The sequence below is a fragment of the Idiomarina sp. D18 genome (assembly GCF_057748155.1).
Genome location: NZ_CM173240.1, coordinates 1,655,808 through 1,680,290, shown reverse-complemented (window position 1 = coordinate 1,680,290; position 24,483 = coordinate 1,655,808). Strand labels below are relative to the sequence as shown.

Sequence of the window (24,483 nt, the reverse complement as noted above, 5' to 3'; positions counted from 1 at the left end):
TCTAATTTTAGAACCAGCTTAAGGAGCACATCCCGCATGAAAGGTGACGCAAAAGTCATTCAGCAGCTTAATAAGGTGCTGACGCTCAAACTGACCGCTATTAACCAGTACTTCTTACATGCGCGCATGTTTCGAGACTGGGGTTTTGAATCCCTCAACAATGTTGTTTATAAAGCGTCTATCGAAGAAATGAAGCACGCTGACGTGCTCATTGAACGGTTGCTGTTTTTAGAGGGCATGCCGAACTTACAAGAGCTTGGCAAGCTTTATATCGGTGAAGACCCACGCGAGATGTTAGAAATGGACCATAAGGTTCAGTTCAACGACATTAATGCTATTCGTGACGCCGTTAAAGTTTGTGAAAGCCACCAAGATTACGTCAGTCGAGATGCGCTGAATAAGATTCTTGATAAGCAAGAAGAGCATTTAGACTGGTTAGAAACACAAATCGATTTAATGTCGCGCCTAGGTACAGAAGTATACCTTCAGTCGATGTTAAAAGAGGAGGACTAGAATGAAAGCCGAGAACAAAGTCGTCGAGCAGTTAAACCGTTTACTCGCTTTCGAACTGACCTCTATTGACCAATACACATCCCATTCGCGCCAGTATGAAGATATGGGTTTGATGAAACTGTATGAACGTATCAATCATGAGATTGATGATGAGCGGGGTCATGCTGACCTATTGATTCGTCGTATTCTATTTTTGGAAGGTAAACCTAATATGTCCAACCGCGAGCCTCACAATATCGGCTCGGACGTGCGTGAAATGTTAGAAAATGACCTACAGCTGGAATACAACAACGCTAAAACCCTGCGTGAAGTGATCGACTATTGCGAGCAAGTGGATGACTATGTCACACGTGATATGTTGGTGGGAATTTTACGAGATACGGAAGAAGACCACGCCTATTGGCTGCGTATCCAATTGAACCTGATGGATCGCTTGGGTGAGGCGCTTTATTTGCAAGGCATGAAGTAAAATTAACCTCTTTCAATCATAGAAAACGCGGCAGAGTTAGCCGCGTTTTTTGTGTTGCTTGCTCTGGCAGGGTTTACCAAAACCGCAGACGTCTTAACAATAAAAACTCGACCACGGCGATCCCCAGTAGAATCCAGCAAAAAATCTCAAAGGCACTGGTGTTCTCGACGCCTGGCATGCCACCAATGTTGATACCAAACACCCCAGTTAAAAAGCTCAATGGCAAAAATACGCCTGCAATGACTGACAGCCAGTAGGTATTTCGGTTCATCTTTTCGGCGACCGCTTGTTGTATTTGCTCGCGCTGCATCCACACTTGTTCAAGCATCAGGTCGATTTGCTCCAATAACCGCTGGGTGGTATCGCGCTCGTTCAGTAGCCATTGGTGCAACTCCGCATCAATCCATTTCTCGCTCTCACTGGTAAACTTATCAAGCGCGGCTAATTGCGGACGAATAAAGCGGTTTAAGCGTAGTAAGCGTCGGTGCATTACGGCTAGTTTCTTTTGCTGTTCAGCCGTATTGTCAAAGCCTTCTGCTTCCATTTGCTCGACGTTGAGTTCAATATCGTCAATGACATCTTCGATCTTTTGGTTTAACTGCTCGACAAGGTGCACCAAAAAGTCATTTAAGCTTTCAGGTCCTTGTTGGTTTTGCAGATCATCGCGTATATGAGCTACCGCTTTGAAATGATGCTTGCGAAACGTGTACACGGTCTCTTTATAATAGAGGATGCGTAAGCTCATCATATCTTCAGGTTGAGCCCCTTCATTGAGGTTTACGCCTCGCAATAACAGAACAAAGCCGTCTTTGAGTCGCTGAAAGCGTGGACGCGTATCTTCTTCAAGCATGGCGTCAATAATAGGCTCGGGAATATCAGCGGCTTTCAGCCATTCATTGATACCTTCCACGTCACGCTGAAAGTGAAACCAACAACCGGGGCGAGACTTAACAGTGTCGTCGTTGGTGATTGCTTGCGCAGGGTGCTGGTTAAAATCCCAAGCATCGATTAAAAAGTTCATAAAGCGCTCCAATAATAAGCGCCCAAATCACATAAGTGATTGATTGTTGAGCGCTTAGTCAGGTAATTGACATATATTGGAATCAAACACCACTAAATGGTCGAAGTCAACATTTATCCCTACCATTTGACCCGATGGCAAGGGTTGGTGTGAAGGACCGACTGCGAGTACATGTTCATGGTTGTCTAAGGCAAGCGTATACAGGTAATGCGATCCGCGAAAGCCACGCCCAACAACTTTAGCCTGCAGGCGGTGGGGTTGATCGGTTGAGACAATCAGCACATCGTCTGGGCGCACGAGGAACGTAACGTCGTGATCGTCTTGATCACAGAGAACCTCATGGTCGATAACGCCCAAAGCACTGTGCAGTTGGTGCGATTTAATCTGGCCATTCAGTAACACTCCGCGACCGATAAAGTCGGCGACCAGTTCATGCTCGGGTTGATGGTAAAGCTCGTAGGGGGTATTCCACTGCAATAACTGACCGGCATACATGACGCCCGCTTTATCCGCCATAGCAAAGGCTTCTTGCTGATCATGGGTGACTAACAGTGCGGTAATACCTTCTTCCTTTAATAAGTTACGCACATCTTGCGCTAACAGTTCGCGCAGTTCTGCATCAAGACTCGAAAAAGGTTCGTCTAACAGCATGAGTTTTGGCTTGGGTGCCAATGCTCGGGCAAGCGCAATTCGTTGTTGTTGCCCACCGGATAGTTCGTGTGGGTAACGGCTTTGGTAGCCGGCGAGGTCGACCCTTTGTAATAATTGCTGAATGCGGTCTCTTTGCTCAGTTTTAGACCAGTGATTGATGCCAAAGGCGATGTTTTCTGCCACTGTTAAATGTGGAAATAAAGCAAAGTCTTGGAACATCATGCCGATTTGACGTTGCTCAGTGGGCATTTGCACTTTCGTTGAAGCGACTTCCTCACCATAGAGACGTATGGAACCACTGGTGACCTCAGAAAAACCGGCAATGGTGCGTAGCAGTGTTGTTTTACCACAACCGCTCGGTCCCAATAAGCAGCCGATATCGCCCTCATTCAGTGAGAACGAGAGTTGCTCAACAATACGCTCCTTACCTAACTCAATGGACACTGAATCAAGTTCTACTATCGGCTTCATTTAGTCTCCCGTTTTAATCGTTTGAGTGCGCAACGCACGTGACAACATCAATACTGGAATTAAGCCCACCAGGACAATCATCAGTGCAGGAGGCCCCGCATCCGCAAGTCGTTCATCCGAGGCCATTTCGAAGGCTTTGACCGCTAAGGTATTAAAATTAAAGGGTCGCAACACCAAGGTCGCGGGTAGTTCTTTCATTACATCCACCAACACCAATATCAGTGCGGCTAGAATTGAGCTTTTAAGTAACGGCAAATGTATCCGGGTCATGATGCGACGTGAACTCGCGCCCAACGTGCGTGCGCTATCATCCATTTGGGGGGTGATTTGCTCTAAACCCGAGCTTATCGTCTGCAAGGAAATAGACAAAAAGCGCACCGTATAAGCAAATACTAACGCAACGACGGTGCCGCTTAATAATAGACCAGGGTTGACACCGAATAGCGATTTACTGAAATCGATAATGCGGTGATCAAGCCACGCGAGTGGAATCAAAATGCCAACGGCAATGACAATACCTGGAATCGCATAGCCAAGCCCTGCGGTTGTTATTGCTGTGCGGATCGCTCGGGTTGGATGACGACGGCGACCATAGGCGAGCCAAAGCGCTAAGGCGACCGTGATGGTAGCGGCTAATAAGCCCAGCCAGAGCGTATTGAGTGTCAGCGTCCAAAAAGACGCTTGGGTCCAGGTATCAGCACGTTCGATCGACCACATCAATAACTGACTTGCGGGAATAGCGAAGCCGAGCACAATGGGGAGCCAACATACCGCCGACGCGAGCCACGCCGCTTTGCCACGTAACGGTTTTCTAAAGTTATTATTTTGGCTGCGGCGCTGATAAAACTTAGCCTGACGCCTTGAATAGCGCTCAATTAGAATGAGTACAATAACAAACAGCAGGAGAATAGACGCCAATTGCAACGCGCCTTGAGCATCACCCATACCGTACCAGGTACGGAAAATACCTGTAGTAAATACGGTGACACCGAAGTACTCCATGGTGCCGTAGTCGGCAAGTGTTTCCATCAACGCAAGCGTGACGCCGGTTGCGATAGCCGGTCGTGCTAATGGCAACGCGATACGGAAGAAACTCCGGATAGGGCCTGCACCGAGCGTACGAGCGCTCTCGAAAGCGGCGGTTGATTGCTGCATGAACGCCGCGCGAGTAATCAGATACACGTAAGGGTAAAGCACTAAGCTTAATACGAAGATAGCGCCTTCGATGCTCCGGATACTGGGAAACCAATATTCACCAATGTTGAGGTCGAAGGTATCGCGTAGTGCTTGCTGTACGGGTCCGGCGTAATCGAGTAAACCGGTATAGGTATAGGCTGAAATATAGGCAGGCATGGCTAACGGAAGTAGTAGCCCCCAACTCACCCAGCGCCAACCCGGGAAATCGTATTGGCTCACGCACCATGCGGTGCTGACGCCGAGGATAGTCACGCCAAACCCCACCGATACCAATAGTATCAGTGAATGAGAAATGTACTCGGGTATCACCGTTTGCCAAAGGTGATTTAATATATCCCAATTAGGATTTAACAAAGATAAGGCCACCACAATAAGTGGTAGCCCTACCAATGCCGCAACGCCGAACAACACGAGCGGGCCGCGGGTCATAGCTGCTCCTTAACGCTTAGTGCGGAATTAACGCCAGCCTGCCGAGTTCATTAAACGGACGGCTTCTGCGTTATTCTCACCTAAAATATCCATCGAAATATCGTCTTGTTTGAAGTCACCCCATTGCTTGAGGGTTTCACTCCACTCAACGCCTTCACGTACAGGGTACTCATAATTGGCTTCAGCATACCATTTTTGTGAGGCTTCTGAGAGTAGAAATTCGATTAATTGTGTGGCTTCATCGACATGTTTCGCGTGTTTTGTAATGCCGATACCGGATACGTTCACATGGGTTCCGTTGCCATTTTGTGCTGGCCAGAATATTTTTACTTTTTCGGCCGCTTCGCGTTCTTCAGCTTGGTCAGAGTTCAGCATATGACCAAAATAGTAAGTGTTTGCTACGGCGATATCACACACGCCGTATGCGACCCCTTTAATTTGGTCACGATCGCCGCCGACGGGCGTGCGGGCAAAGTTGTCGACTAAATCTTTTGCCCAGTCCATGATTTTTTGTTCGCCGTAGTGGTCGAGCAACGCAGCGACTAATGACTGGTTATAGATGTTATTCGACGAGCGAATACAAATACGGTCTTGCCATTGGTCGTCGGCTAAACTCATATAATTTTCGAGTTGGCTCGGATCAACACGGTCAGGTGAATAAAAAATAGGGCGCGCTCGCAAACTTAAGCCAACCCATTGGTCGTCACCATCGCGGAAATGTGCAGGCACGGTTTTGTGGGCGAACTCAGAGTCGATCGCTTGAAACACATTTGCTGTGACGGCACGGTGCAGCGCGCCGGCGTCAACGGTTAAAAATAAGTCTGCGGGCGTGTTTTCGCCTTCAGCCTTTAACCGCGACAATAAGGCATCCGAGTTGCCCGTGAGCAAGTTGACTTCAATACCTGTTTGCTCAGTAAACTTATCGAGCAGAGGCTTGATCAATGCTTGCTTCCGCGATGAATAAATATTAACTTCAGCCGCTTGCGCAAAAGAACCTGCTAATGTGCTGGCACTGATAATGGCAGCCATTGCAAGCTTGAGGGGAGTAATTTTTATTGCCATATTCAAACCTCTTACTAATAATTCGCGTAGATTACATACTTAAGTGTATCAAAATTAAAATTTAATGATAGCCATTCTCATTTGAGTGGGTGTCAATGTCAAATAAAATAATAGAGCAGATGCTCATACTTTACTGGAGACCCTATGTCTGACTTATCCATGTTAGCGCTTATCGGTGTGCTATCGATTTGTTGCCAATGGTTAGCCTGGCGCATTAAACTGCCGGCGATTTTGCCGCTGCTGGTGTGTGGCCTCTTGGTGGGACCTACGTTAGGTTGGCTGCAACCCGATCAGTTATTCGATCATTTGTTATTCCCTGTGGTTTCCTTAGCCGTTGCAGTTATTCTTTTTGAAGGCAGTCTAACGCTTAAGTTTGACGAAATTCGTGGTCATGGTCGTATGGTAACCAACCTCGTCAGCATTGGGATGGTGGTTACTTGGATAACCATCAGTGTCGCGACGCACTTTATTATGGACTGGCGCTGGGAAATTGCATCGCTGTTTGGCGCATTGGTGGTGGTAACCGGACCGACGGTGATACAGCCGATGATCCGTTCAATTCGACCGATCAATAAGTTAGCTAATATTTTGCGCTGGGAAGGCATTATTATTGATCCACTGGGCGCCTTACTCGCAGTATTGGTCTATGAATTTATTATCGCCAGTCAAGATGTCGCAATGCTACACGCGTTGCAGGCTTTTGCGAAAACCATCGGGATCGGTTTCTTCTTTGGTTGGGCGGCGGCTAAGCTGCTAGGCCTCGCGCTAGGCCGTGGCTGGTTTCCACATTACTTACAGAATGTCGCGACCCTGACCATCGTTTTGGGTGTTTTTGCATTGTCGAATGCCATTCAACATGAATCAGGTCTACTCACCGTCACCGTTATGGGGATGGCGATGGCGAATACCAAAAATCTTAATCTTGATGAGATTTTGGAGTTCAAAGAAACCCTCTCTGTGCTGTTGATCTCGGCATTGTTTATTCTACTCGCTGCGCGATTGGATTTTGCTGATTTTGATGCCTTGGGTGTGCCGTCTATTATTTTACTCGCTGTCATTATGTTCCTTGTGCGTCCATTAAGCGTATGGCTGTCAGCTATCGGCACCGAGTTGCGCTTTAAGGATAAGTTGCTACTGTCATGGATTGCTCCCAGAGGTATTGTTGCCGCAGCGGTATCGGCTTTGTTTGCGTTGAAGATGGAACAGTCGGGATGGACTGATGCATCGGCTATCGTGCCCTTGGTGTTCTTAGTCATCATGACAACGGTGGTGTTACAAAGCTTAACCGCTAAACCGCTAGCGCGACTGCTTGGATTAATTGAACCTCCGGCGCGTGGATTCTTGATTTTTGGTGCCAACCAGATGGCTCGTGCGGTGGCATCGGTTCTTAAAGAACATGAAATCCCTGTCCGATTGGCTGATACCAACTGGGAGAATATCCGTCTTGCGCGGATGGATAACTTACCTGTTTACTTTGGTAATCCCGCTTCGGAGCATGCTTCGAATAATATCGACTTAACCGGTATTGGCCGCTTGTTGGTGATGTCACCGTACAAGCAGCTCAACCCACTGGTTTCTGTTTATTACCAGGACTGGTTTGGCAGTTCAAAAGTCCACGGCTTGAATAGTGGCGAGTCGGATTTCAGAGCTAGCCATCAGTTATCAGAAAACTATAAAAATACGCTCAATTTATTTGGCGATAGCATTACTTACTCTAAATTGGCGAGTTTGCACTTCCAAGGTGCCAAAGTTAAGTCAACGCCGATTACTGAAAACTTTGGTTTTGAAGAGTATCAACATCAGTATGGTGCGCGTGCGGTACCGATGTTTGCGTTGGATGATCAGAAAAAGATCCATATCTTTACGACTGAGCGCGAGCTTAAACCGGCACCGGGTTGGGTTGTTATTGCAATGATCACACCGGAGAAAAATACGGATGAGGGAGGCGAGTAACGCCGAGGATGTGCGAGTTTGTCCCGATTGCGATCAGATCAATTGGGTCAGTGGCCGCACATCCATTCGTTGTAAGCGTTGTGGCCACCTTCTTGGTGGTCACCCGCTGAGTGCTCAACACACGCTTGCGCTGATCATCGCTGCACTTATTTTACTCATCCCCGCGACAGAAATGACCTTTGTTGGTTACCGTGTTTCCGGTCAAGGTCAGCAAATCACGCTCCTTGACAGTAGCTTGACGTTATCTGCCTTTCATGAACAGTGGTTAGCGATTGTTGTGCTTCTTTCGGTCGTGATTCTACCGGCGCTTTTTTTGCTTGCTTCTGGCGTCATCCTCATTTGGCATAATCGAACTGACTATAAAATGGGACGCTGGCTGGTGCGAGCGGTTAAGTACATTCGCGTTTGGATGATGGCCGATGTGTTTTTGATTGGTGCGCTGATCAGTTTTATAAAGCTAGCGGGCTATGCCACGATTGACTTTGGTTTTGGTGTGATTGCGTTCGCTGGCTTCGTGACGTTGTTGATAATGGTGGTTGACCGTATGAAGCGTCATCCATTATGGCCTGCGGATGAACGGGCGCTTAATTACCGTGCCATCGTCGGTGAAAGTGCGCGACAACATCAGGTGGTGGGATGTCCGGTCTGTTATGCGGCGAACCCAGCGCATCAGACGACATGCTGGCGTTGTCATGAACCCCTTTGGACTGTTCAATTTCGGCGCACCTCGCTGACGTTCGCGTTGTTGCTTGCGGCAGCATTAATGCTTATTCCTGCTCAGGTGTTGCCCATTATGGAGACCGTGGCGCTGGGTTCGACACAACCTCAAACCATCGTAGGAGGCGTATTATCGTTGTGGCAAAGCGGCGATATACCGATTGCGATTATTGTATTTGTCGCGAGCCTGGTCATTCCAATCGCTAAAATCCTTATTTTGGCGACACTCGCTATCTTGGCACGACAGGATACTTCAAAGCGCCCTAAAAGCGCGCTATGGTTGTACCGTATAACCGATTGGATCGGGCGTTGGTCGATGATCGATATCTTTGTTGTCGCAGTACTTGTTGCTTTAGTAAGAAACGGCGCCTTGATGTCGGTTTACCCGGGACATGCCGCAATCGCTTTCGCGAGTACAGTCATACTCACCATGCTGGCTGCGATGAGCTTTGATACCCGACAATTTTGGGTAAGGAAATCAACTGAATGACACATTGGACACGCAAACTTGCTTCACCGATTTGGCTAGTACCGATTCTGGCCGCATTTATTGCCGGCTGGATGGTGTGGCAAGAGCGTGATCAGAGCGGGCCGGAAATTACTGTCCAAATAAAGGACGCAGAAGGCCTGCAAGCAGGAAAAACAGCGGTGAGAGTGCGTAATGTTGATGTCGGTCAGGTCACTCAGATCACATTATCGGACAATTTTGAGGCCGCTGAATTACACATTGAAATGAACGCCGGCACAGCGGACATGTTAGTCGAGGACTCGCAGTTCTGGGTGGTCAAACCGCGTATCGGGCGGCGTGGCATCTCTGGCCTTAACACCTTGCTGTCGGGCGCTTATGTTCAGCTCGAACCGGGCGAGTCGTCGCAGTCGCGCGATCAGTTTACCGCGCTTGAGCAACCGCCAGTAACGGATGCGGATACGGACGGTAAACGTATTGTATTAGAGAGTGATAGTGCCGCTAATATTGTGGTGGGAGATAGCGTTCAATATCGTGGTGTTACCGTCGGTATTGTTGAACAAGTTGACTTCTCGGTTGAGGCGCGAGCAACGACCTACCATGTGTTCATTAAGTCCCCTTACGATGAGCTGCTAACCGAAAATACCCGTTTTTGGCTACAGCGCGGCGTGTCGTTCCGTTGGAAGCCGGATGGCGTGGATGTCTCCGTGGGATCGATAGAGTCGTTATTGGGGGCGGGCATCAGTTTTGGTGTGCCTAATGGACAGCCGTTAGGAAAGCCGCTGCAAGCGATGGCTGTTTTTGAGCTGTTTGCGAGCGAGGAAGAAGCCGAACAACAAGGATACTCACGGGGTATTGATTATGTGTTGTTGTTGGATGAGTCTGTCGATGGTTTGGCGGTCGGCTCGCCGGTCATGTTCAAGGGCATTCGCGTGGGAACTGTGGTCGAAGTGCCTTTTCGTTGGCAACCGGATGAGAACTCCGGTCAACCCTTACGTTTGATTCCCGTATTGATACGCTATGAGCCTGATCGTCTAGAGGGCTTGGTCGCTTCAACGGAATTAGAGCAATGGCGACAACATTTGCAGCACTTTTTCGAACAGGGTCTGCGCGCTTCGATTCGCGCCTCGAATATTTTGACCAATACGTTGTACGTGGACTTGCGTTTCTATCCAGATGAGGAAGCGGTAAAGCAAGACACCTTCGCGGGTTACCCTGTGATGCCGACGATAGTAAGCAACTTTAGTAGGCTCGAAGAGAAGCTCAATTCGATTTTGGATACCTTAAATAGTTTACCACTGAATCAAAGTGTTAATCAGTTTACTGAAGCGATGGCATCCACGGATGAAACCGCTGAAGAAATAAAAGTGCTCACCGAGCAATTGAAAAAGATTGTTGCGCAACCAGGTTGGGAAGCGCTTCCGCAATCTTTAGCGCAGTCCGTTGAGCGGCTTAACAGTATCCTCGCTGATTTTGATGCCGGCTCAACAAACCGAGATCAGTTAGAGCGAACGCTACAAAACCTTGAGCGTATGTCACGAGACCTCCAGCCATTAGTCGAAACGCTTCGACGTAAGCCCAATGCATTATTGTTTAATACGGAAACAGAAAATGATCCAGAGCCTAAAGCAAAAGATTAATGTGCTATGCATTGCCGTCAGCACGGTGCTGCTTGTCAGCGCTTGCAGTGCGGTACCTGCCGATCAGGTAAAACACTATCGACTGCCTCATTTAAATCAGTCAAGCAACGGCTATTGCGATGCTCAGTCGCGTCGTGTGCGTATTGACGCTGGCATTGGACAAGATGGTGTGATGGTTCAAAAATCAGATTTACTGATGGTGGAAGCTAAGAATAATCGTTGGTTAGGTGGCTTGGATTCGCAGTTACAGAATAGTTTGCAGCGGAGATTAACGGAGCAATGTGGGCAGACGCTGCAACTATCGCTCATGCAGTTTTACGGTAATAATCAGGGGGAAGCCGTGGTGGCTGGCTATTGGCATTACCGTGCTGAGTCGAACGATGTTTTGAGTGGTCACTTTGAACAACGAATTCCGCTCTCGAGCGACGGTTACGATGGCTTAGTGCGTGCACTTGATCGTGCATGGTTAGCCAGTTTGGACGAAATCGAGCAAGCCATTAATAACCAGTAACCATTGATATCGGCATCAATGGAATACGGCTGAAGTATATAGGGGTAGTTGCTATACTCCTGTTAGACATATCTGATAGGAGTGTATCTGTGCATCCAGCATTGATTCGATTAGGGGTTCTCATTTTAGCTATGAACACGGTCGTGCTAACGGCCTGTAGTCCATCCTCTTCACGCACAGTCGCGCAAAATAATCCAATTGCGCAACTCGATTTAAAACAGTTACCCAATGCTGAATGGCGTTTAAGTCGTGCCGTGATTGAGGTAAGCTTCTGCCGCGATCGCACCAATGAGGCGTTATTGGCAAGCGAGTCAGAACTTAATGGTTGGCGTTTAACGGGCGATATCAGTGCTTTTCCGCCTTACCGACAAGAAGGGTTAAACGCACTGAATGAAGTCATGGGTGAGCAACCCTTTATTCTGTATCAAATTGATGGTTCGGTGAGTGCCTCTCGCTATCGATTAGCGATGCCTGCATCGAAATCCGCGGGGGCGGTGGCAGAGCAGGTGTTCCCTGCTGTTGCAACCTTAGCCGGATCCGAACGCGTGTGCTTAAGTGCAGTTGACGAAGGAGCGACGTATTAATGAGTCAAATTAAGCCAATGATTGAGAATGCGCTTAAAAGTGCATTTCGACCCAAGTTATTAGATGTTAAAGATGAGAGTTACATGCATGCAGCGGGTGCTGATGCACAGTCACACTTTAAAGTGACTATCGTAAGCGATGAATTTGAGGGTAAGCGACTGATTCAGCGTCATCGTTCAGTGAATCGCGTGTTGGCCGAGGTACTTGGGCAGATACATGCTTTGGCGTTGCATACGTACACCGAGAAAGAGTGGCAAGCGCAGGGGCAAGCGCCTGATTCTCCTCATTGTATGGGCGGAGGCGGTTCAGTTTAAGCAGGTAAGATATGTTCTTGATAGCAGAACCCGTACAATAGCGAAAAATTTAAATTAGGGAATCACTATGATCATTAAACCAAAAATTCGTGGATTTATTTGCACCAACGCACACCCGGTAGGCTGTGCAGAAAACGTTCATCGTCAAGTGGAGTTTGTTAAGCAACAAGGCTCAGTTGCTGGCGGCCCGAAAAATGTTTTGGTCGTGGGTTGCTCAACAGGATATGGGTTGGCATCACGAATCACCGCCGCTTTTGGCAGCGGTGCACATACGTTAGGTGTGTGTTTTGAGAAGGAGCCTACCGAAAAGCGTACGGGTACTGCGGGTTGGTATAACACGGCGGCGTTTCATCAAGAGGCTGAAAACGCCGGCCTGCAATACCACAGTATTAATGGCGACGCGTTTTCTGATGAAATCAAGCAAGAAACAATCGATTACATCAAGCAAAACATGGGCAAAATTGACCTGGTTGTTTACAGTTTGGCGTCGCCAAAACGTAAAGACCCAGAATCAGGTGAGGTGTACAGTTCGACACTGAAACCCGTAGGACAGGCTTATACCACCAAGACTTATCATACCGACAAAGATGAGGTGCATGATATTTCGCTCGAGCCGGCTAACGACGAAGAAATCGCCAACACCGTTAAAGTCATGGGTGGCGAGGACTGGGAACGTTGGATTAAACAATTGCATGATGCCGGTGTACTCGCCGAGGGTTGTCAAACCACCGCTTATACTTATATTGGCAAGAAGTTAACGTGGCCGATTTATGGTCATGCCACTATTGGTCGAGCTAAAGAAGATTTAGACCGTGCCGCAGCAGCGCTTCGTGAGCAATACAGTGATATTGACCTGTCTGCCTATGTGTCTTCTTTAAAAGCGTTAGTGACGCAAGCAAGTTCCGCTATTCCTGTGATGCCCCTTTATATTTCGCTTATTTATCGCGTAATGAAAGAAGAGGGGACTCATGAAGGCTGTATTGAGCAGATTTATCGTTTGTTCACCGAAGGCTTGTATCAGGACAACCCAACCTTAGATGAGGCGGGGCGACTGTATATGAATGGTTACGAAACCAACGAAAAGACCCAAGCCAAAGTGGAAGCCTTGTGGGATCAGGTGACACAAGACAACTTCCATGAGCTGGCTGACTATGCGGGCTATCACCAAGACTTCTTACGCCTGTTTGGCTTTGGTTTTGACAACGTCGATTACGACGCAGATGTAAATCCCAAAGTAAACTGGTAAGCGGAGTGTAAAAAGTGTTAAAATCCAGACGATAAGTGTGGATTACGTTTTCTAGTCACTGGTATCGGTTTTACTAGAAGTGAGCCCTTATCAGTAACTTATTGATTTCTCAGGTTTCCAGTTATTATAGCTGGTTGTGATGAATCTTCCCTAACGAGTAGTGCAAACGCATATGATTACGATCAAAAAAGGGCTGGATATCCCAATTAAGGGTGCTCCCCAGCAGCAACTATCCGACGGTAAGGCCGTGACGACGGTCGCTACCTTGGGTGAAGAGTATGTCGGTATGCGCCCGACCATGCACGTGAAAGTGGACGATCGTGTAAAAAAAGGTCAGGTGATTTTCGAAGATAAAAAGAATCCAGGCGTGAAATACACTGCCCCTGGCGCAGGTAAGGTGAAAGACATCCTTCGTGGTGCTCGCCGTGTGCTGCAGGCAGTTGTAGTTGAGCTTGATGGCGATGAGCAAGTGACCTTTGAGTCGTTTGACAGTGCCAAGCTTGATGGTTTGGGTCGCGAAAAAGTGCAAGAGATTCTAGTCGAATCGGGTCAATGGCCAGCATTGAGAACGCGCCCATTCAGCAAAGCACCTGCTTTAGACGCTGAAGCTACCGCAATCTTCATCAATGCAATGGACACGAATCCATTGTGTGGCGATCCGACTGTTTATATTAATGAGCATAAACAAGCATTCATCGATGGTTTGAAAGTGCTTTCAAACCTGACTGAAGGCAAATTGTTTGTGGTTAAAGCTGCCGATGCAGAAGTGGATATCGGCGACACTAACGCACAGTTAGAGTCGTTCAGTGGTCCACACCCAGCCGGATTGGTGGGTACTCATATGCATTTCTTGAACCCAGTCAGCTTGAAGCGTCCCGCTTGGCATATTGGTTATCAAGACGTGATTGCCTACGGTAAGCTGTTTACAACGGGTGAAATTTTCACCGAGCGCTTCGTTGCGTTAGCGGGTGAAGGTGTTAAAGAACCTCGGTTGTTACGTACCCGTTTAGGTGCTGATATCGTTGAGTTAACAGACGGTGAGCTTGCCGGTGACAACAACCGCGTTATTTCCGGTTCTGTATTGAACGGTCACACAGCAGATGATGCGCATCGTTGGTTGGGTCGTTTCCACAATCAGGTGAGTGTTATTCCAGAGGGCAATCATAAAGAATTGTTCGGCTGGATCCGCCCTGGTTCAGATTTACACTCGGTCACGCGTGCTTATGCGGGCCACTTCAATCCGAAGAAGCTATTCAGCATGACCACTTCATTGAATGGGTCTGCGCGCTCAATGGTACCGATTGGTAACTACGAACGCGTGATGCCGCTGGATATCGTACCAACGCTATTATTGCGTGACTTATTATCAGGCGATACTGATGAAGGTCAGCAACTTGGCTGCTTGGAGCTGGATGAGGAAGATCTGGCATTGTGTACCTACGTATGCCCTGGAAAGTATGAATACGGACCAGTGTTGCGAGACTGTCTCACTAAGATTGAGAAAGAAGGCTAACCATGAGCTTGAAAGATACACTCGAGCGTATTGAGCCGCAATTTGAAAAAGGCGGCAAATACGAGAAGTGGTACGCGCTTTACGAAGCGGTAGCCACTATTCTTTATACACCAGGCACGGTGACTAAGTCGACGACTCACATTCGTGATCGTATCGACTTAAAACGCATCATGATCTTGGTATGGATGATGACATTCCCAGCGATGTTCTGGGGTATGTATAACGTGGGTAACCAAGCCGCGATGGCGTTGGCTGAAGGTTATCAATTAGGTGACGCATGGCAGGTGGGCTTATTCCACTTGTTGGGTGGCGACTTTGGCGGCGATGCTGGCTGGGGCACTAAGATGTGGTACGGCGCGTGCTGGTACCTACCTATCTATGCTGTTACCTTTATTGTTGGTGGCTTCTGGGAAGTACTATTTGCTTCTGTGCGTAAGCATGAAGTAAACGAAGGCTTCTTCGTCACCTCGGTACTGTTCTCGTTGATCCTGCCTGCGACCACGCCACTGTGGCAAGTTGCACTTGGTATCACCTTTGGTGTTGTCATTGGTAAGGAAATCTTCGGCGGTACGGGCCGTAACTTCTTGAACCCTGCGTTAACAGGTCGTGCATTCTTGTACTTTGCTTATCCAGCAAGTATGTCGGGCGACTCTATCTGGACAGCTGTTGATGGCTTCTCTGGTGCCACTAACCTAGGTAAAGCTGCGATGGGTCAAATCGACTACAGCAACACCGCTCTTTGGTGGGACGCTTTCTTAGGTAACATCCAAGGTTCAGTGGGCGAAGTCTCAACTCTGATGATTTTGATTGGTGGTCTTGCACTGATTTACTTCCGTATCGCCTCTTGGCGCATCGTCTCAGGCGTGTTCCTCGGTATGGTCGTATTCTCAAGCCTGCTTAACCTGATTGGTAGCGACACCAACCCAATGTTTGCAATGCAGTGGTACTGGCACTTAGTACTGGGTGGTTTTGCCTTTGGTATGATGTTTATGGCAACCGATCCGGTTTCAGCGTCATTTACGAACAAGGGTAAGTTTGCCTACGGTTTCTTGATTGGTTTCATGACCGTGATGATTCGTGTCGTCAACCCGGCGTTCCCTGAAGGCATCATGCTGGCAATCTTGTTCTCGAACGTCTTTGCACCATTGTTTGACTACTTCGTAGCACAAGCCAACATTAAACGGAGGTTAGCACGTAATGTCTAAGAAGAATGAAAGTTTAGGCAAAACGGTCGGTGTAGTGCTGGCGCTGTGTTTGGTTTGTTCTATCGTTGTATCAGGTGCGGCGATTGGTCTTAAGCCAATGCAAGAGCGCAACGCTGCGCTAGCTATGCAGGAAAACATCCTTGATGCAGCCGGTATTCTAGAAAAAGGTATGGATGTGCCAGCTGTTTATAAAGAGCGCATTCAACCACTGGTTGTGAGTCTGAAAGACTATCAAGTCATGCAGGATGTTAACCCATCAGACTTTGATAACCGTAAAGCGGCGGGCGATCCTGAGCGTAGCACTAAACTACCAAAATCAGATGACCCTGCTGGCTTGGGTACGCGCGAAAATATGACCGAAGTTTACCTTATCAAAGACGGCAACGGTGGCACTAATGGTGCCGTGTTACATATCCGTGGCCAAGGCCTTTGGGGTACTATGTACGGCTTAATCGCGCTTGAAGACGACTTTAATACAGTTAAAGGCGTTAAATTTTACGAGCACTCGGAAACACCTGGTCTCGGTGGTGAAATCACCAACCCGGCTTGGGTTAAAACTTGGCAAGGTAAAGAGCTCTATGGCGATGACGGTCAAGTCCAATTCGACTTGGTGAAGGGCGGCGCTTCAGGCGAACACGAAGTAGACGCGCTGTCGGGTGCAACGTTAACCAGTAACGGTGTAGACGCACTGATTCAATTTTGGATGGGCGACGACGCCTACGGTCCGTTACTCGACAAATTGCGCAAAGGAGAGCTGACCAATGGCTAATGCAAAAGAAGTGAAGTCCGTACTCTTTGGACCGATATTTGCAAACAACCCAATTGCGTTACAGATCTTAGGTATCTGTTCAGCATTGGCGGTCACATCAAAAATGAGCAATACACTGGTTATGTGTATTGCTTTGACCGCGGTTGTTGCGTTTTCAAACTTTTTTATCTCGATTATCCGAAACCACATCCCTTCGAGCGTACGTATCATCGTTCAGATGACCATCATCGCGAGTTTGGTTATCGTGGTTGACCAAGTGCTGCGTGCTTACGCATACGAAATCTCGCGCGAGCTTTCGGTATTTGTTGGCTTGATTATTACCAACTGTATCGTCATGGGTCGCGCCGAAGCGTATGCAATGAAAAGCAGTCCAGGCATGTCGTTCTTAGATGGTATCGGCAATGGCTTAGGCTATTCATTAGTATTGCTCGTCGTTGGTTTTGTGCGTGAACTATTTGGTTCAGGTAGCCTGTTTGATGTGCAGATCTTACCTTTGGTTTCAGAAGGCGGTTGGTATGAGCCTGTGGGCTTGTTGTTAATGCCACCGAGCGCGTTCTTTATCATTGGCGGATTTATCTGGGTACTGCGTACCTTCCGCACTGAACAAGTCGAACCTAAGGAGTAAGCACAATGGAACAGTATATTAACCTGTTTATTCGTGCCGTATTCATTGAGAACTTGGCACTGTCATTCTTCTTAGGTATGTGTACCTTTTTGGCGGTATCTAAGAAAGTTAAAACGGCTTTTGGTCTGGGTGTAGCGGTTATTGTTGTATTGGGTATTTCGGTACCTGCTAACAATCTCATCTATCACAACATTCTTGCACCTGGCGCGTTGGGCTGGGCAGGATTTCCTGATGCAGACCTAAGCTTCTTGCGTTTCTTGACCTTTATCGGTGTTATTGCAGCGATTGTTCAGATTCTTGAAATGGCATTGGACAAATTTGTGCCTGCACTTTACAACGCGCTCGGTATTTTCTTGCCGCTGATCACGGTGAACTGTGCCATCTTTGGTGGCGTATCGTTCATGGTAGAGCGTGATTATAACTTCGGTGAATCGGTTGTTTACGGCATCGGAAGTGGCGTGGGCTGGGCACTTGCAATTGTTGCTTTGGCCGCAGTGCGTGAGAAACTGAAATACGCCGATGTGCCTGATGGCCTACGTGGTCTCGGTGCAACGTTTATGTCAGTGGGTCTGATTGGTTTGGGCTTTATGTCGTTTTCCGGCGTATCTCTATAACCAGTGTGTTGAATCGATAAAAGTTAAAGGTACGAATCGATGGATATTCAACTGATTTCACTCAGTGTAGCGATGTTCACCATCATCGTACTAATTTTGGTCGCGATTATTATGTTTGCGAAATCAAAATTGGTACCTCAGGGTGATGTGGAAATCCTGATTAACGACGACGAAGACAAGAAAATCGTGACCCAGCCTGGCACTAAATTGTTGGGCGCACTCGCCAATGCTGGCATCTTCGTTTCGTCTGCGTGTGGTGGTGGTGGTTCATGTGGCCAGTGTCGCGTAACCATTAAAGACGGCGGTGGCGATATTCTACCGACCGAGCTCGACCACATTACTAAGAAAGAAGCGCGTGAAGGCGTGCGCTTGTCTTGCCAAGTCAATGTTAAGCAAGACATGAAAATTGAATTGCCAGAAGAAGTCTTTGGTATTCGTAAATGGGACTGTGTTGTTAAATCAAATGATAACGTGGCGACCTTTATTAAAGAGTTCGTTGTACAGTTGCCAGAAGGCGAAGAAGTACCGTTCCGTGCCGGTGGTTATATTCAAATAGAATGCCCGCCGCACCACGTGAAGTATAAAGACTTTGATATCGCTCCAGAATACCGTAGCGATTGGGAACGCTTTGGCTTCTTAGATGTTGAGTCTAAAGTCGACGAAGAAGTGGTACGTGCATACTCCATGGCGAACTACCCTGACGAGAAGGGTATCATCATGCTGAACGTACGTTGCGCAACACCGCCACCGAACGATTTAAGCTTGCCAGCAGGTAAGATGTCTTCATACATCTTTAGCTTGAAGCCAGGTGATAAAGTGACAATTTCAGGACCGTTTGGTGAGTTCTTCGCGAAGGAAACTGAAGCGGAAATGGTCTTCGTTGGCGGTGGTGCAGGTATGGCGCCGATGCGTTCGCATATCTTTGACCAACTGCGTCGCTTGAACACCGATCGTAAGATCTCGTTTTGGTACGGTGCACGTTCTAAACGTGAGATGTTCTACACCGAAGACTTTGACATGCTACAAGAAGAAAATGACAACTTCGAATGGCACGTTGCATTGTCGGATCCGCAGCCTGAGGACGATTGGGATGGCGACACAGGCTTTATCCACAACGTTCTATATGAGCGCTATCTGAAAGATCATGATGCGCCAGAAGACTGTGAATTCTACATGTGTGGTCCACCAGTGATGAACGCTGCGGTCATCAACATGCTCAAAGAGTTGGGCGTCGAAGATGAAAACATTATGTTGGATGATTTCGGTGGCTAATTAATGAACGTTTCTACAGTGAAACATGCATTAGCGAGCAAACTGTGGCTAGCCCTTTTGGGGCTAGCCTTTTTGGTTTCTTGCTCTGATGCGCCGCGTGTTATCAAAATGCAGGGCGCGACCATGGGAACCAGCTATCACATTACCGTGTTTAGTAAGGATCCTCGCTATGGTAAAGAAGAGATTCAGCGTCGTGTGGATACGGTGTTGGAGCAGGTCAATGCTCAGATGTCGACTTATGATCCTACATCAGAGTTGTCGCTATTTAATCAGCACCAGTCGACTGACCCTGTTGTGATTTCTCGCGCGTTGGAAAAAGTCGTTTCTCGCGCAATTGAGATTGCCGATGAAACGGATGGAGTGCTTGATGTAACTGTCGGACCTTTGGTGAACCTGTGGGGGTTCGGTCCGCAAAATCGTCCCGAGCAAACGCCAACAGCGGCACAGCTGGAACAAATCGAAGCTTATGTGGGCTATAAAAAGCTCGCGATTGAGAACCATCAGTTGAGTAAGTCGCATCCTAAGGTTTATGTCGACTTATCGACTATTGCTAAAGGCTATGGCGTTGATAGGGTCGCGAGTTTGCTAGAAGACCTTGGGATCAGTCAGTACCTGGTTGAAATCGGTGGCGAAATCGTCGCTTCGGGTGGTAAGCCTGATAATGAGTCTTGGCGCCTCGCAATAGAAAAACCGGTTTCTACGGAACGTGCGGTGCAAGAAGTTGTCTCATTTAAAGAGGGCGCGTTAGCTACCTCGGGTGACTACCGAAATTTTTATGTTGAAGATGGACGTCGGTACTCGCATATTATTGACCCAAGAACTGGCGAGCCGATTCAACATAAACTGGTTTCAGTGAGCGTCTATGCTGATGATTGTATGTCTGCAGACGCCTATGCGACCGCACTCATGGTCATGGGACCCGAGCGCGCCAAAGCGTTTGCTCAGCAACATAAGCTGGCGGTGATGCTCGTATTTAAAACCGATGACGGTTTTCAGGAGTTTGTCAGTCCACAGTTTGAGCCTTTGCTGCAAAAAACGCACTAAGGACTGAGAAGGAGTACTCATGCAAACATTTTTACTGGTATTTGTTCTATTTGTGGTTGTCGTATTGGCAATGGCAGTCGGTTATATCATGCAGAAGAAGTCCATTTCGGGAAGTTGCGGTGGTATCGGCGCACTCGGGATGGAAAAAGCCTGCGACTGTGACGAACCGTGTGACAAGCGAAAAGATCGTATGCGTAAAGAAGCGCAATGGAAAGAAAACGAAATTCGTTGACCCTCAACAGTTATATCGTTATAACATTATGTGATTAGGGGCGCGGCAAGCGCCCTTGTTGTTTCGAAGGAGGGCTCTCAGTGAAACCGTTTGCACTAAATAGCGACAGTAAAGAAATTTATCTCGATTGCAATGCCACCACTCCTGTACTTCCGCAAATTGCGGATGCGGTGTCGCATACGATGGAGACGATATTTGGCAACCCCAGCAGTAGCCATGTAACCGGCCTCAAAGCGCGCTATATCCTCGATACAACTCGTCAGCTTGCCCGTCGTGTCGTCGGCGCATCTTCTGGTAAATTGATTTTTACGAGTGGTGCAACAGAGGGTATTCAAACGGCCGTCGTATCGGCGATTCGAGCGGCTGTCGATAACCCACAATCGCCACGTAGTTACCTCCTGTATGGCGCTACCGAACATAAAGCCGTGCCGCAGGCGCTGCAACATTGGAACCAGTTGCTCGGTCTTAATGCCGAGCTGAAAGCGATACCTGTGAATGAGCAGGGTATTCTTGACCATGAATTTATTGCGGAACATGTTGGACAGGCTGCAATGATATGCACCATGGCGGCTAATAATGAAACCGGTGTAAAGCAGGATCTGAGCGCACTTGAGCAGACTATTCGAACTCATGCGCCCGAAGTTCCTTGGATGGTCGATTGCGTACAGGCGCTCGGTAAGTTACCCCTTGCGCTCGACGATATCTCGATAGACTATGCACCATTTAGCGGACATAAACTGTATGGCCCTAAAGGTATCGGTTTCATGGCGGTGCGCGAAAGTGCGCCGTTTACACCGCTTATTATCGGTGGTGGTCAGGAGTCAGGTTATCGCTCGGGTACAGAAAACTTGCCTGGTATCGCGGCGCTTCATGCACTGTTTGAATTGATGCTGGACCCGACGCAAACCACGTTTGTTGATCCGACAACGCTGGAGCACTATCGAGAGCAATTAGCGCGTACTTTGCGACGAGCTTTCCCGAGTATCGTATTTAACCATGACTTTTCGGTGTCGGTACCGACAACCCTTAATTTTTCGGTAAAAGGTGTGTCATCTAAAGATATTATGGATGTCTTGGATGCCAGCCATATCCGAGTGAGCTCTGGCTCCGCGTGTAGCTCGAAAGTGACGCGCAGTTTTGTGTTAGATGCGATGGGCTTAAGTGATTGGCAGAGTGAGTCTGCGATTCGCATGTCATTTGGCCCAGCGACAACTCAAGCAACCGTTGATAAGGCGTGTGAGCGTATTCAATTGGTTGCTCAAGCGCTTCAACAATCTTGTTTGATCGTGGCTGATACTAATAATGATCACGATGCGCAATTGGACGGTGTGGTTCAATTGAAGTATGACGATCATTGTTGTTATGTATTGATTGATCGAGAAGCCCGAGAAGTGGCTATTATTGATCCGCATCCCGCCTTAGCGGGCCGGTTAGAAAACCTTGTACGGTGTCAGAACTATGATGTACAAGGTGTATTGGTTAGCTCTGATGACAGCGATGTTCAACAAGCAGCATCGATGCTCCGGGCGATGTTGATCGGTGCTGAGCCGAACACCGATATGTGGGGTTGGCCTGAACATGCCATTGCAGGATGCGACGCGGTGCCGGCGGAGTGTGACTGCGGTGTTCAGGGTTGCTTGTCGGTCGGTCAACGACGTTTATTTAAACTCGGTGATGAATTGCCGACATTTTTACTGAGTGAGCCCGTCAAAGCCGCTGAGAGTTTGCGTGTTGATTTTGCGTTCTTAGGTGGACATCAAGCTATCCGTGATATTCAGCATTGTATTAGCGATACGACTTTGGTGTGTCCGCGCAAAGATGGCGAGCATCAATTGGTGTTAGCAAAGTCAATGCAAAGCGGTGCGGCGAGTATAGTAGAGGATACCCAAGCGTTATGGGAACGAGATGACATCACGATTATTGATGTACGTGAACGGCAAGAGCACGTTGTCGATGACTTACCGGCGCACGCGAGCGTCGTTAATGTTCCACTCACCGAAGCGATTCAGTTTATTCATGAGCATCCGCAGCTAAAATCGTCGCCTTTAGTGTGTGTTTGCCGCTCAGGTCAGCGCAGCGGCGTGATGGCCGATGCGCTTACGCGATTAGGTTTTACTAAGGTACAACATTTGTCGGGGGGGCTTGCGCTGGCTTCCACACCAGTTTAGCAATGTAGCCTTCTTTACCCGCGAGCCAACATGCGGCATCACCGTGACACTGGATGTTCCAAATGTTGGCATCGCTGAGTTTATGCCATGTTTTACTTTGTAGATGAAATGCGGCAGCGCCCGAGGGGTTTGATGTGAGTAACCACTCTCCGTTATGGTCGACCTTATCAAGGCTGTATAACGTCCCGTCTAACGGCGGCTCTGGTAAAGCAGTAAACTTTCCTGACTGATAATGCCACAAGCGAGGCTGGTCATTTTGCTCTGCTTGCAGATGCCCACCAGCGATATAAAAGTTATCTTTACTTTCGGGATATACTGCAAAAATGCCAGCGCCAGGTCCTGATTGCATCGGCGTCTCGATAACATCAAAACGAATACCAAAACGGGCTTTAATGAGCACTCTTGCCACATCGGCATTGCCCGTCCCGATCATCCAAGTATCGTTGTGATAACGCACACAACTGCCGCTTGAGGCAAAGCCACCCTCGTTACTTTGCGGTTTTGCGCTCACTGCGCTGTTGGTTTTGATCCAGTTGCGGCCACTTGGACTGCGTACCATCCGCCATTCATCTCCTACGCTGTCCCCGGTAACCCAAGCTTCGCCCTGCGGTGAAATAGCCATGCAGTTTAAAAATGTATCGTTAGCGGCACCATAACGTAGGCGCCAATCGGCACCACCATTTTCCGTGAAGTAGATACGCGACTGACCATTGTCACCGATGCTGAGCGCGTAAGCACGTCGGTCGTCGATGGCTTCAATATCACGAAACTGCAAATCGCCGGGGCCCGGTTGTGAGTAGTCCCAACTGAAGCCCGCATCAGTTGAACGGGCGACACGGCCATCGACTCCGGATACCCAAATCGTGTTGCGACTTATCGGGCTGATGCCTATCCATTGTTGCGATTCAATCGATGTGACGACTTCAACTTTGGGCGGCTCCGGCGCATTAGACTGCGCGAAAACGGTCGTAGTAACAAAGGCGAAGGGCAACATTGATTTCTTGGCTATCGAAGCAATCATACTAACCTCAGGTTGCATTACTGTGCGTCAAAGCACAGATTATTCTCATTTTTACTATCATCGCCCATGAGATACAAATAAGTTGGCATAATATCTAACGCTGTCTTTAACGTTTTTGGATCTTCAGCCGGATACGCTTTAGAGCGCATCTTTGTACGGGTCGCTCCGGGATTTATGACGTTGGTGCGTACCGATGTGGTTTCATATTCATCCGCTATCACCTGTGCTAAGCCTTCAGTCGCAAACTTTGATACCGCATAGCTGCCCCAATAAGCGCGACCTTTACGACCTACACCCGATGACGTAAATACCACTGACGCAAATGGTGCTTTTTCTAATACCGGCATTAACGCCTGAGTCATTAGCATTGGGCCGGTGACATTGATTTGCAGCGCGTCATTCCAATCGTTTTCGTCAATATGAGTAAAGGGTGACAGAATCGAAAGAATACCTGCGTTGTGCAACACGCCGTCGAGATGGCCAAACTGCTGTTCGATGGTAGACGCCATGTCTTTATAGTGCTGTGCGGTAGCTCCTTTCAAATCGAGCGGCACAATCGCGGCCTGCGCATAACCGGCGGCTTCAATTTCGTCATAGACAGCTTCAAGCTTGGCGGTGGTGCGGCCTAGTAGAATGACAGTCGCCCCATGTTGGGCAAAACTTAATGCGGCCTGGCGACCAATACCTTCACCTGCACCTGTGACCAATATCGTTTTGTTCGCCAGTAGATCAGCCGGCGCCTGATAGTCGTGTACCGTTTTGATTTGCATATTTAC

24 protein-coding genes are annotated in these 24,483 nt (G+C 48.2%); 18 read left to right on the top strand and 6 right to left on the bottom strand.

The genetic code is table 11. The annotated features are described in order from the left end of the window. Positions 1-36: 36 nt before the first annotated feature. Together bfr (AC3AP5_RS08125) and bfr (AC3AP5_RS08120) are read left to right on the top strand one after the other, a co-directional pair. Positions 37-513 carry a bacterioferritin gene (bfr, locus tag AC3AP5_RS08125; protein WP_006955064.1) on the top strand — a complete coding sequence of 159 codons (477 nt, stop codon included), beginning with the start codon at positions 37-39 and terminating at the stop codon, positions 511-513. Between the two features lies 1 nt (position 514). Next, the gene (gene bfr, locus AC3AP5_RS08120) at positions 515-982 is read left to right on the top strand and encodes a bacterioferritin (RefSeq protein WP_006955065.1); all 468 of its coding nucleotides are present in this window, start codon (positions 515-517) and stop codon (positions 980-982) included. A 73-nt stretch (positions 983-1,055) separates the two neighbouring features. Here the strand turns inward: bfr (AC3AP5_RS08120) and AC3AP5_RS08115 are convergent, their stop codons facing one another. The 4 genes from AC3AP5_RS08115 to AC3AP5_RS08100 are packed head-to-tail and all read right to left on the bottom strand — an operon-like array spanning position 1,056 to position 5,813. After that, on the bottom strand, positions 1,056-2,003 hold the full coding sequence (locus AC3AP5_RS08115) for a zinc transporter ZntB (protein WP_006955066.1): 948 nt from the start codon (positions 2,001-2,003) through the stop codon (positions 1,056-1,058). A gap of 54 nt (positions 2,004-2,057) precedes the next feature. Beyond that, positions 2,058-3,125 (bottom strand): ABC transporter ATP-binding protein, encoded by a 1,068-nt coding sequence (locus AC3AP5_RS08110; RefSeq protein WP_006955067.1) that lies wholly within the window; start codon positions 3,123-3,125, stop codon positions 2,058-2,060. Beyond that, a complete protein-coding gene (locus AC3AP5_RS08105) occupies positions 3,126-4,751 on the bottom strand; it encodes an ABC transporter permease (protein WP_487326460.1) in 1,626 nt (541 codons plus the stop codon). It abuts the gene before it with no gap. Between the two features lie 27 nt (positions 4,752-4,778). Then, complete coding sequence (locus tag AC3AP5_RS08100) at positions 4,779-5,813, bottom strand: Fe(3+) ABC transporter substrate-binding protein (RefSeq protein WP_487326459.1); 1,035 nt, start codon at positions 5,811-5,813, stop codon at positions 4,779-4,781. A 144-nt stretch (positions 5,814-5,957) separates the two neighbouring features. Here AC3AP5_RS08100 and AC3AP5_RS08095 point away from each other — a divergent pair, with 144 nt between their 5' ends. The 16 genes from AC3AP5_RS08095 to AC3AP5_RS08020 all read left to right on the top strand — a co-directional run bounded on the left by AC3AP5_RS08095 (position 5,958) and on the right by AC3AP5_RS08020 (position 22,686). Beyond that, positions 5,958-7,766, top strand: a complete 1,809-nt coding sequence (locus AC3AP5_RS08095; RefSeq protein ID WP_487326458.1) for a cation:proton antiporter — start codon at positions 5,958-5,960, stop codon at positions 7,764-7,766. After that, positions 7,750-8,973 carry a PqiA/YebS family transporter subunit gene (locus tag AC3AP5_RS08090; RefSeq protein ID WP_487326457.1) on the top strand — a complete coding sequence of 408 codons (1,224 nt, stop codon included), beginning with the start codon at positions 7,750-7,752 and terminating at the stop codon, positions 8,971-8,973. The genes AC3AP5_RS08095 and AC3AP5_RS08090 overlap by 17 nt, the downstream gene beginning before the upstream one ends. Then, positions 8,970-10,589, top strand: coding sequence for an intermembrane transport protein PqiB (gene pqiB, locus AC3AP5_RS08085; RefSeq protein WP_287831047.1), 1,620 nt, complete (start codon positions 8,970-8,972; stop codon positions 10,587-10,589). The genes AC3AP5_RS08090 and pqiB overlap by 4 nt, the downstream gene beginning before the upstream one ends. After that, complete coding sequence (locus tag AC3AP5_RS08080) at positions 10,561-11,100, top strand: PqiC family protein (protein ID WP_487326456.1); 540 nt, start codon at positions 10,561-10,563, stop codon at positions 11,098-11,100. Before pqiB ends, AC3AP5_RS08080 begins: the two co-directional genes overlap by 29 nt. Before the next feature lie 89 nt (positions 11,101-11,189). Beyond that, a complete protein-coding gene (locus AC3AP5_RS08075) occupies positions 11,190-11,684 on the top strand; it encodes a hypothetical protein (protein WP_487326455.1) in 495 nt (164 codons plus the stop codon). Next, a complete protein-coding gene (locus tag AC3AP5_RS08070) occupies positions 11,684-11,998 on the top strand; it encodes a BolA family protein (protein ID WP_006955075.1) in 315 nt (104 codons plus the stop codon). Before AC3AP5_RS08075 ends, AC3AP5_RS08070 begins: the two co-directional genes overlap by 1 nt. A 67-nt stretch (positions 11,999-12,065) precedes the next feature. Further along, complete coding sequence (fabV, locus tag AC3AP5_RS08065) at positions 12,066-13,244, top strand: enoyl-ACP reductase FabV (protein ID WP_006955076.1); 1,179 nt, start codon at positions 12,066-12,068, stop codon at positions 13,242-13,244. A gap of 172 nt (positions 13,245-13,416) precedes the next feature. Then, positions 13,417-14,757: a Na(+)-translocating NADH-quinone reductase subunit A gene (locus tag AC3AP5_RS08060; protein ID WP_006955077.1), complete on the top strand. Its 1,341-nt coding sequence runs from the start codon at positions 13,417-13,419 to the stop codon at positions 14,755-14,757. A gap of 2 nt (positions 14,758-14,759) precedes the next feature. Further along, the gene (locus AC3AP5_RS08055) at positions 14,760-15,962 is read left to right on the top strand and encodes an NADH:ubiquinone reductase (Na(+)-transporting) subunit B (protein ID WP_006955078.1); all 1,203 of its coding nucleotides are present in this window, start codon (positions 14,760-14,762) and stop codon (positions 15,960-15,962) included. Next, a complete protein-coding gene (locus AC3AP5_RS08050; protein ID WP_006955079.1) occupies positions 15,955-16,731 on the top strand; it encodes a Na(+)-translocating NADH-quinone reductase subunit C in 777 nt (258 codons plus the stop codon). Before AC3AP5_RS08055 ends, AC3AP5_RS08050 begins: the two co-directional genes overlap by 8 nt. Then, entirely contained in the window at positions 16,724-17,356 is a 633-nt protein-coding gene (locus tag AC3AP5_RS08045) for an NADH:ubiquinone reductase (Na(+)-transporting) subunit D (protein ID WP_006955080.1), read from the top strand. Before AC3AP5_RS08050 ends, AC3AP5_RS08045 begins: the two co-directional genes overlap by 8 nt. 5 nt (positions 17,357-17,361) lie before the next feature. Beyond that, positions 17,362-17,970: an NADH:ubiquinone reductase (Na(+)-transporting) subunit E gene (nqrE, locus tag AC3AP5_RS08040; protein ID WP_006955081.1), complete on the top strand. Its 609-nt coding sequence runs from the start codon at positions 17,362-17,364 to the stop codon at positions 17,968-17,970. Between the two features lie 45 nt (positions 17,971-18,015). After that, on the top strand, positions 18,016-19,242 hold the full coding sequence (gene nqrF, locus AC3AP5_RS08035) for an NADH:ubiquinone reductase (Na(+)-transporting) subunit F (protein ID WP_487327304.1): 1,227 nt from the start codon (positions 18,016-18,018) through the stop codon (positions 19,240-19,242). A gap of 3 nt (positions 19,243-19,245) precedes the next feature. Then, entirely contained in the window at positions 19,246-20,286 is a 1,041-nt protein-coding gene (locus tag AC3AP5_RS08030) for an FAD:protein FMN transferase (RefSeq protein WP_487326454.1), read from the top strand. Between the two features lie 19 nt (positions 20,287-20,305). Continuing rightward, positions 20,306-20,518, top strand: a complete 213-nt coding sequence (gene nqrM, locus AC3AP5_RS08025; protein WP_006955084.1) for a (Na+)-NQR maturation NqrM — start codon at positions 20,306-20,308, stop codon at positions 20,516-20,518. A gap of 80 nt (positions 20,519-20,598) precedes the next feature. Continuing rightward, positions 20,599-22,686 (top strand): aminotransferase class V-fold PLP-dependent enzyme, encoded by a 2,088-nt coding sequence (locus AC3AP5_RS08020; RefSeq protein ID WP_487326453.1) that lies wholly within the window; start codon positions 20,599-20,601, stop codon positions 22,684-22,686. Here AC3AP5_RS08020 and AC3AP5_RS08015 read toward each other — a convergent pair. Both AC3AP5_RS08015 and AC3AP5_RS08010 read right to left on the bottom strand, forming a co-directional pair. Further along, the gene (locus AC3AP5_RS08015; protein ID WP_242603650.1) at positions 22,634-23,725 is read right to left on the bottom strand and encodes a WD40/YVTN/BNR-like repeat-containing protein; all 1,092 of its coding nucleotides are present in this window, start codon (positions 23,723-23,725) and stop codon (positions 22,634-22,636) included. The genes AC3AP5_RS08020 and AC3AP5_RS08015 overlap by 53 nt on opposite strands. Then, positions 23,725-24,477 (bottom strand): YciK family oxidoreductase, encoded by a 753-nt coding sequence (locus tag AC3AP5_RS08010; RefSeq protein WP_006955088.1) that lies wholly within the window; start codon positions 24,475-24,477, stop codon positions 23,725-23,727. The genes AC3AP5_RS08015 and AC3AP5_RS08010 overlap by 1 nt, the downstream gene beginning before the upstream one ends. Between the last annotated feature and the right edge of the window lie 6 nt (positions 24,478-24,483).